This is a genomic window from Polaromonas sp. (assembly GCF_018780625.1).
Lineage (GTDB): Bacteria > Pseudomonadota > Gammaproteobacteria > Burkholderiales > Burkholderiaceae_C > Polaromonas.
This window is the reverse complement of sequence record NZ_JADMJK010000042.1, coordinates 1-8,990: the sequence shown is the minus strand read 5'-3', so window position 1 is coordinate 8,990 and position 8,990 is coordinate 1. Positions and strand designations below refer to the sequence as shown.

Sequence of the window (8,990 nt, the reverse complement as noted above, 5' to 3'; positions counted from 1 at the left end):
CAACGACAGGGAGACAACACCATGCCCGGACTCTTGCCCAACATCGACCCCGACGGCCTGTTTGAGTTCTCGGTGGTCTATACCGACCGCGCGCTCAACCACATGTCGCGCAGCTTCCAGGGCGTGATGACCGACATCTCCCGCATCCTCAAAGACGTGTACAAGGCGCATTCCGTGGCGCTGGTGCCCGGCAGCGGCACCTACGGCATGGAAGCCGTGGCGCGTCAATTCGCCACCGGCAAGCCGGTGCTGGTGATCCGTAACGGCTGGTTCAGCTACCGCTGGACGCAGATCTTCGACATGGGCAACATTCCCGCATCGTCCACCGTGCTCAAGGCCCGCAAGACCAGCCCCGGCGCCCAGGCCCCGTGGGTGCCCGCACCGATTGCCGAGGTGCAGGCGGCCATCGCCCGCGAAAAGCCCGCCGTCGTTTTTGCGCCGCATGTCGAAACCGCCTCTGGCATGATCCTGCCCGACGACTACCTGCGCGCTGTGGCTGACGCCGTGCATGCCGTGGGCGGCCTGTTCGTGCTCGACTGCATCGCCTCGGGCGCCATGTGGGTGGACATGCAAGCCACCGGCGTGGACCTGCTGATTTCTGCGCCGCAAAAAGGCTGGAGCAGTTCGCCCTGCTGCGCCATGGTCATGCTCAGCGAGCGCGCCCGCGCGGCCATTGAAGGCACCGCCAGCACCAGCTTTGCCTGCGACCTGAAGAAGTGGCTGCAGATCATGGAAACCTACGAAAAAGGCGGCCATGCCTACCACGCCACCTTGCCCACCGACGCGCTGACGCGCCTGCGCGCCGCCATGCAGGAAACGCAGGCCTACGGTTTCGCCAGGGTGAAGGCCGAGCAGGAAGCGCTGGGCAGCAAGGTGCGTGCGCTGTTCGAAAGCCGCGGCCTGCCCAGCGTGGCGGCCGACGGCTTCAAGGCGCCCGGCGTGGTGGTCAGCTACACCACCGACCCCGAGATCCAGTCAGGCAAAAAATTCCTGGACCAAGGCCTGCAGACCGCCGCCGGCGTGCCGCTGCAGTGCGACGAAGGTGCGGATTTCATGACCTTTCGCGTCGGGCTGTTCGGGCTGGAGAAGTGGCACCAGGTGGACCGGACCGTGGGGCAACTGGCTGCGGCAATGGACCGGATGGGGCTGGTGGCGCCTGTGGGTGACGCGGTTGCTGGCTGAGGTGGGGCGCCTGGCTTGAACTGGTTGGCATGGGGTTTGTCACGCGTTGCGGGTTCCTGCCTCCCGCAGCCCAATTGTGATACCGCGATGGGGTAGCGCCCAAGAAAAAAGGCTTCAAAACCGAAGTTTCGAAGCCTTTTTTGCTTTGCTCAGCGCAAGGCTGAGAAAGCTGGTGTGCAACGGCATTTCTGCCGTTGACTGGGTTTGCAGGGCTTAGTAGCCGCCGCGACCGCCGCCGCCGTAGCCGCCACCGCCGGAACGATCGCCGCCGCCGCCGTAGCCGCCGCCGCCGGAACGATCACCACCGCCGTAGCCGCCACCGCCGCCGCCGAAGCCGCCGGTACGTGGAGGACGAGCTTCCATCGGACGGGCTTCGTTCACGGTGATGCTACGGCCGCCAAGCGACTGACCGTTCATGCCGGCGATTGCGGCTTGCGCTTCGGCATCGTTGCCCATTTCGACAAAGCCGAAACCTTTTGAGCGGCCGGTGTCGCGCTCCATCATGACTTTGGCGCTGGTAACAGAGCCAAATTGACCGAAAGACTGTTGCAGATCTTCGTCACGCACTGTGTAAGGAAGGTTGCCGACGTATAGTTTGTTGCCCATGTTGGGACTCCTCTAAAACATAAAAACAAAAGCGATGGGGTCCCGAAAGCACAACAAATCTTCAACGTACCGCTGTAGCGCGCGAAACTTACCGATCACCGAATCTGTGCGGGTATTTTCAACCCGAACACGCCAATTATGCTTCAGGAGACGCGGGGCAAGAATAATAGTTGGCTTTCAGCGCCAGATTTGCCTATAGTCTTGCGTTCATTTGCGCTTCGTCAACACCACGCGGGCGTTGAGACGCGGCCCAGGGCGCTCCTGACATCAAGGCCGAAGCCAAGCTGAAGTCTGTAAAAATAAGCGACATGACAAACCCTTGCCCCTGCGGCCGCACCTCGGTCCCTGCGGCCAAACCAGCCAAAACCCAGCCCCTGCCTTTTTCCGCCTGCTGCGACCCGTACCTGGACGAGCGTGCGCCCGTGCCCGCACCCGACGCCGAATCGCTGATGCGTTCGCGCTACAGCGCTTTCGTGCTCGGCCGCCGTGACTACCTGCTGGTCACCTGGCATGCCAGCACCCGACCCACGGACCTCACGCTGGACCCCGGCACGAAATGGCTGGGGCTGGACGTGCGCTCGCACCGGCGGCTCGACGCCGACCATGCCGAAGTCGAGTTCGTGGCACGCTTTCGCGAGGGCGGCCGCGCGCATCGCTTGCATGAGCGCAGCCGCTTTGTGCGGGAGCAGGGATGCTGGTTTTACGTCGATGGCGACCAGTTTTAGTGCGAAATCGGCCTTTGGTCCAATAAGTACGGTAGTCATTAGCTATTAAAAAGTGAGTAACCATGACCTTTGAAGCCATCTTGTTCGACTGCGATGGCGTGCTGGTGGACAGCGAGCCCATCACCAACGGCGTGCTGCGCGACATGCTCGAAGAAGGCGGCTGGCTGTTGTCGCCCGAGGAATGCATGCGCGTGTTCGTGGGCAAGGCGGTGCGCGACGAGCGCCTCCTGATCGAAGCCAAAACCGGCCAGCCGCTGACCGAGGACTGGATGGCCGAGTTCTATGACCGGCGCAACCGCGAACTTCAGGCGCGCCTGCAGGCGATCGCCGGCGCGCACGAAGCCGTGGCCGCCGCGCACGCCCATGTGGCCGAGCGCATTGCCTGCGCGTCGGGCGCCGACCGCTTCAAGGTGGAAATGCAGCTGGCGCAGGTCGGGCTGATGGATTATTTTGCGGGCCGCATCTTCAGTGGCCACGAAATGCCGCGCTCCAAGCCGGCGCCCGATGTGTACCTGGCCGCCGCCGCGCACCTGGGCGCGGCCGGGACGCGCTGCCTGGTGATCGAGGACACGACGACCGGCGTGACGGCCGGCGTCGCTGCCGGCGCTACGGTCTGGGCTTATTGCCCGCTGCCCGAACAGGGTGCGGCGCTGCATCAGGCCGGTGCGAGCCGCCTGTTTGTCCACATGGCCGACTTGCCGGGGCTGCTGGCGGCGGCCTGAGCGACCGGCCAGGCCGCGACTTACGCACACTGCCTGTTTGGCAGGCATCCTGTTGAAAGCCGCGCCAGGCAATGCATCCGAGGGTTTTCCCTATGGTCGTACACAAACTTGTCCACAGAAGTTGTGAACGGATAGGGCGTCTCAAACCATCGGCGTCCTGCCTTGTCGAAATGCCGCCGGCGACTGGCCGGTCCAGCCCCGGAAGGCGCGGATAAAGCTTTTCTCGTTCTGAAAGCCCGCCGCTTCGGCCACCTGCTTGATGGGGCGGGTGGTGCGCAGCAGCAACTCCAGCGCGCAGGCGCGCCGCACCTCGTCTTTTAGCGCCTGCAGCGTGGCGCCTTCGTCTTTCAGCTGGCGGTGCAGCGTGCGCGGCGAAACATTGAGCAGGGCCGCCACGGCGTTGGCGTTGTGGGTTTGCGTGGGGTGGCTGGCCAGCGCCTGGCGCACCCGCTGCACCAGCAGCCGGTCGCGCCGGTAGGGCAGCACCGTGAGCGGCAGGGCGCGCTGCAGCATCTGCTGGAGCGCGCGCTCGTCGCGCCGCAGCGCCAGCGCCAGGTAGCGTGCGTCGAACTGGATCGCCGCCGGCGACGCGCCAAACGCCGTGGGGCCGGAAAACAGCACGCCGTAGACGCCCTGGTGCGGCGGGGCGGCAAACGGAAACTGCGCGGCCAGCAGCGGAATGCGCGAGTCGATCAGCCAGCAGGCCACGCCCAGAATGTTGCGCAGCACCGAGACCAGGCAGAACTCGCGCAGCGGGCCCAGGTCGCGGTGTTCGGTGATCTGCAGCGTGGCCGTGCCGCCAGATGCCGTGAGCGTGAGCGTGATGTCGTCGGCCAGCAGCCCGTGGTGGCGGCACCAGCGCTGGAGCGCCACGCCCAGGCTGGGCGCGCTGATGGAGGCGCGCGCCAGCATGCCGTAACTGCCCCAGGGCAGGCGCCGGCTGAACCAGCCCAGCGCTTCGTCGCTCAACTCCTGCATGGCCGCACCCGAGATGCGCTCCATCTGCCAGGCCGTGATGCGCGATGCCGTATCGGCAACCGAAAATGGCGCAATTTGTGCCTGCGCCAGTGCCCGGTCGGGGCTCAGGCTACGGCGCTGGTAGGCCAGCACGATGGCCTGTACAAAGGCCATCGGCGTGATTGCGGGGGTATCGGCAGGGCGGGGGCTGCCGACGGCGGGCAGGGGAAGGCGCGGGGTCATCATGGCGAGTGTGCCTGCAGCTGGCACGATTTGCAACCATCATGGCCCATGCGGGTGGGCCGGCGCGGGCGCGCTTGCGTCATACTGTCCCAAACCGCCCACGCTGGCGGCCGCAAGGAGACCACCATGAGCGAAGAACTTTCCGCCGCGCCCTTCAAGCCACCTTTCACGCGCAGCTACGCCCGTGGCGCTACCGATGTGCCGCTGATCGAGCAGCCCATAGGCGCATTTTTTGACGCCCTCGCGGCGCGCCAGCCCGACCATGACGCGCTGGTCAGCGTCCATCAGGGCCGCCGCTACACCTACCTTGAACTGCAGCGTGAAACCGATCGCCTGGCCAGCGCACTGCTGGGCCTGGGTCTGCAGCCCGGCGAGCGCGTCGGCATCTGGTCGCACAACAACGCCGAATGGGTGCTGCTGCAACTGGCCACGGCCAAGGTCGGCCTGATCCTGGTCAACATCAACCCGGCCTACCGCACCGCCGAAGTCGAATACGCACTCAACAAGGTGGCTTGCCGGGCGCTGGTCACCATGGCGCGCTTCAAGACCAGCGACTACCTCGGCATGCTGCGCGAACTGGCGCCCGAATGGGCGCATGGCCAGCCCGGAAAGCTTGAATCCGTCACGTTGCCGCATCTGCACACCGTGGTCTGGATTGACGAAGCCGGGCAGGGCGAGGATCAGCCCGGATTGACGCGCTTCTCCGATCTGCTCACCAGCGGCAACCCCGACGACGCGCGGCTGGCCGCCATCGCCGCCACGCTCAAGGCCACCGACCCGATCAACCTGCAGTTCACCAGCGGCACCACCGGTTTCCCCAAGGGCGCGACGCTGACGCACCGCAACATCCTGAACAACGGCTTTTTCATTGGCGAGGCGATGAAGCTGACGCCGGCCGACCGCCTCTGCATCCCGGTGCCGCTCTACCACTGCTTCGGCATGGTGCTGGGCAACCTGGCCTGCCTGACGCACGGTGCCACCATCGTCTATCCGAACGACGGTTTTGACGCGCTCAGCGTGCTGCAAACCGTGCAGGACGAGAAATGCACCGGCCTGCACGGCGTGCCGACGATGTTCATCGCCGAGCTCGACCATCCGCGCTTTGCCGAGTTCGATCTGTCCACCTTGCGCACCGGCATCATGGCCGGCTCGCCGTGCCCGACCGAGGTCATGAAGCGCGTGGTCAGCGACATGAACCTGGGCCAGATCACGATTGCCTACGGCATGACCGAGACCAGTCCGGTGAGCTGCCAGAGTTCCGTCGACACGCCGCTAGCCAAGCGCGTCTCGACCGTGGGCCTGGTGCAGCCGCACCTTGAAGTCAAGATCATCGACCCCGAGACCCGCGAGATCGTCGCGCCCGGCGTGTCGGGCGAATTCTGCACGCGCGGCTATTCGGTCATGCACGGCTACTGGGACGACCCGGTGCGCACGCACGAGTCGATTGACGCCGACGGCTGGATGCACACCGGCGACCTGGCCACCATGGACAGCGAAGGCTACGTCAACATCGTCGGCCGCATCAAGGACATGGTGATTCGCGGCGGCGAGAACATCTACCCGCGCGAGATCGAGGAGTTTTTATACCGCCACCCCAAGGTGCAGGACGTGCAGGTCGTGGGCCTGCCCGACAAGCGCTACGGCGAGGAACTGTGCGCCTGGATCGTGGCCCGGCCCGGCGAAACGCTAGTCGAAGACGAGATCCGCGACTTCTGCAAGGGCAAGATTGCGCACTACAAGGTGCCGCGCTACATTCGCTTCGTGCCGGGCTTCCCGATGACGGTGACCGGCAAGATCCAGAAGTTCAAGATCCGCGACGAAATGAAAAACCAGCTCGGGCTGGAAGAAGACAAAACCGCTTGATACGCCTGAAAGAAATCGGAACCATGACCACGCTAGACACCCAACTCAACGCCCGTTCCGCCGACTTCCAGGCCAATGCCGCCGCCATGCGCGCGCTGGTGGACGACCTCCATGTGCAGCTCGCCAAGGCCGCTGCCGGCGGCGGCGAAGTCGCTAGAGCCCGCCACACGGCGCGCGGCAAGCTGCTGCCGCGCGACCGCGTGCAGATGCTGCTCGACCCCGGCACGCCGTTCCTCGAAGTTGCGCCGCTGGCCGCGCTCGGCATGTACCACGGCGACGCGCCGTGTGCCGGCCTGATCGTCGGCATCGGCCGCGTCAGCGGCGTGGACTGCATGATCGTCTGCAACGACGCCACGGTGAAGGGCGGCACCTACTACCCGCTGACCGTCAAGAAGCACCTGCGCGCGCAGGAAATCGCCCAGCAGAACAACCTGACCTGCATCTACCTGGTCGACTCGGGCGGCGCCAATTTGCCGAACCAGGACGACGTGTTCCCCGACCGCGACCATTTCGGCCGCATCTTCTTCAACCAGGCCAACATGAGCGCGCTGGGCATCTCGCAGATCGCCGTGGTCATGGGCAGCTGCACCGCAGGCGGCGCCTATGTGCCGGCCATGAGCGACGAAAGCATCATTGTCAAGAACCAGGGCACGATCTTTTTGGGCGGCCCGCCGCTGGTCAAGGCCGCGACCGGCGAAGTCGTGACCGCCGAAGATTTGGGCGGCGGCGATGTCCACACCCGCCTGTCGGGCGTGGCCGACCACCTGGCGCAAAGCGACCTGCATGCGCTGGCGCTGGCCCGGGCCTCGGTCAAGAATTTGAATAAAAACAAGGCTCCAGCCCAATCAGTATCTGCGCCAATAGCTCCTAAATTTGTAGCAGAGGAGCTGTATGGCGTGATTCCGGTCGATGTGCGCAAGCCGTTTGACGTGCGCGAGATCATTGCCCGCATCGTGGACGGCAGCCAATTCGACGAGTTCAAGGCGCGCTACGGCACCACGCTGGTCTGCGGCTTTGCGCACATCGAAGGCTTGGCCGTAGGCATCATCGCCAACAACGGCATTTTGTTCAGCGAGTCGGCGCTCAAGGCCACGCACTTCATCGAGCTGTGCTGCCAGCGCAAGATTCCGCTGGTGTTTTTGCAGAACATCACCGGCTTCATGGTCGGGCGCAAGTACGAAAACGAAGGCATTGCCCGCAACGGCGCCAAGATGGTCACCGCCGTGGCCACGGCGGCGGTTCCGAAGTTCACCATCATCATCGGCGGCAGTTTTGGCGCCGGCAACTACGGCATGTGCGGCCGCGCGTTTTCGCCGCGCTTCCTGTGGATGTGGCCGAATGCGCGCATCAGCGTGATGGGCGGCGACCAGGCCGCCGGCGTGCTCGCCACCGTCAAGCGCGACGGCATCGAGGGCAAGGGCGGCGCGTGGACGGCCGACGAAGAAGAAGCCTTCAAGGCGCCGATCCGCAGCCAGTACGAACACCAGGGCCATCCCTACTACGCGACGGCGCGGCTGTGGGACGACGGTGTGATCGACCCGGCCGACACGCGCCGCGTGCTCGCGCTGGGCCTGAGCGCGTCGCAGAATGCGCCTATCCCCGAGACGAAGTTCGGCCTGTTCAGGATGTAATGCCATGACGACCGCACTGCAAACCACCCAGCAAGGCGCCGTGCTGACGCTCACGCTCAGCCGCCCCGACATCCGCAACGCCTTCAACGACGAGGTGATTGCCGAGATTACCGCCGCCTTCCAGGATGCCGCCAGTCGTGCCGAGGTGCGCGCGGTGGTGCTGGCCGCCGTGGGCCCGGCCTTTTGCGCCGGGGCTGATTTGAACTGGATGCGCCGCATGGCCGACTACACCCGCGCCGAAAACCTGGCCGACGCGGCCGCGCTGGCCGAGATGCTGCGCGTGATGTACGAATGCCCCAAGCCCACCATTGCCCGCATCCAGGGCGATGTGTATGCCGGAGGCATGGGACTGGTGGCCGCCTGCGACATGGCGGTCAGCGTGGACACGGCGAACTTTTGCCTCAGCGAAGTCAAGCTGGGGCTGATTCCGGCCACCATCAGCCCGTATGTGATCCGCGCCATGGGCGCGCGCGCGGCACACCGCTACTTTTTGACCGCCGAGCGCTTTGACGCGAGCGAAGCGCACCGCATCGGCTTCGTGCATGCAGTGGTCAGCGCCGAGGCCCTGGACGCCAAGGTGGCGGAACTGACGAGCGCGCTGGTCAATGCCAGTCCGAACGCCGTGCGCAGCTGCAAGCGGCTGGTGCAGGAAGTGGCCGGGCAGGCCATTGAGGCGCCGCTGATCGCCCGCACCGTCGAAGGCATTGCCGACATCCGCACCAGCAGCGAAGGCCGGGAGGGTGTGCAGTCTTTCCTGCAAAAGCGCAAGCCTTCGTGGCTGGCTGGCTAGCATGCGACCCCTGATGCGCGCATCCGCAGGCGGCAGCAAAGGACGCGAAGCGACAAGCGTGGGGGCGGTTCCACCCCAGCCAGGGCCGCGGAACCGGCTTTGCCGGGCCGCAGGCGCAGCGGCCCCCTCGGGGGGCAGCGCAGTACGCGAAGCGACAAGCGTGGGGGGCTTATGAATGCCCTGGACACCGCGCAACTGATCGCTTTGGCTGGCGCCCTGGGCTGGGCCAGCGGCGTGCGCTTGTATCTGGTGGTGCTGCTGACCGGGCTGG

8 protein-coding genes and 1 pseudogene are annotated in these 8,990 nt (G+C 65.4%); 7 read left to right on the top strand and 2 right to left on the bottom strand.

The genetic code is table 11. The annotated features are described in order from the left end of the window. The first annotated feature begins 21 nt into the window (after positions 1-21). The gene (locus IV091_RS03235; RefSeq protein WP_293465045.1) at positions 22-1,182 is read left to right on the top strand and encodes an aminotransferase class V-fold PLP-dependent enzyme; all 1,161 of its coding nucleotides are present in this window, start codon (positions 22-24) and stop codon (positions 1,180-1,182) included. A 213-nt stretch (positions 1,183-1,395) separates the two neighbouring features. Here IV091_RS03235 and IV091_RS03230 read toward each other — a convergent pair whose 3' ends face one another. Next, positions 1,396-1,788, bottom strand: a complete 393-nt coding sequence (locus tag IV091_RS03230) for an RNA-binding protein (RefSeq protein ID WP_293465042.1) — start codon at positions 1,786-1,788, stop codon at positions 1,396-1,398. 308 nt (positions 1,789-2,096) lie between these two features. Here IV091_RS03230 and IV091_RS03225 point away from each other — a divergent pair, with 308 nt between their 5' ends. Together IV091_RS03225 and IV091_RS03220 are read left to right on the top strand one after the other, a co-directional pair. Further along, positions 2,097-2,513, top strand: coding sequence for a YchJ family metal-binding protein (locus tag IV091_RS03225; protein ID WP_293465039.1), 417 nt, complete (start codon positions 2,097-2,099; stop codon positions 2,511-2,513). Between the two features lie 62 nt (positions 2,514-2,575). Further along, positions 2,576-3,235, top strand: coding sequence for an HAD family phosphatase (locus tag IV091_RS03220; protein ID WP_293465036.1), 660 nt, complete (start codon positions 2,576-2,578; stop codon positions 3,233-3,235). Between the two features lie 141 nt (positions 3,236-3,376). On the opposite strand, the gene IV091_RS03215 is transcribed toward IV091_RS03220, so the two are convergent. Then, positions 3,377-4,438, bottom strand: coding sequence for an AraC family transcriptional regulator (locus tag IV091_RS03215; protein WP_293465033.1), 1,062 nt, complete (start codon positions 4,436-4,438; stop codon positions 3,377-3,379). A 123-nt stretch (positions 4,439-4,561) separates the two neighbouring features. Between IV091_RS03215 and IV091_RS03210 the strand changes: the two genes are divergently transcribed. The 4 genes and pseudogenes from IV091_RS03210 to IV091_RS03195 all read left to right on the top strand — a co-directional run. Next, entirely contained in the window at positions 4,562-6,298 is a 1,737-nt protein-coding gene (locus tag IV091_RS03210) for an AMP-binding protein (RefSeq protein WP_293465030.1), read from the top strand. A 23-nt stretch (positions 6,299-6,321) separates the two neighbouring features. Next, positions 6,322-7,929 carry a carboxyl transferase domain-containing protein gene (locus IV091_RS03205; RefSeq protein WP_293465027.1) on the top strand — a complete coding sequence of 536 codons (1,608 nt, stop codon included), beginning with the start codon at positions 6,322-6,324 and terminating at the stop codon, positions 7,927-7,929. A gap of 4 nt (positions 7,930-7,933) precedes the next feature. Then, positions 7,934-8,719, top strand: a complete 786-nt coding sequence (locus IV091_RS03200) for an enoyl-CoA hydratase/isomerase family protein (protein WP_293465024.1) — start codon at positions 7,934-7,936, stop codon at positions 8,717-8,719. Between the two features lie 171 nt (positions 8,720-8,890). Next, a pseudogene (locus IV091_RS03195) lies at positions 8,891-8,990 on the top strand (DUF4126 domain-containing protein); the annotation flags it as partial.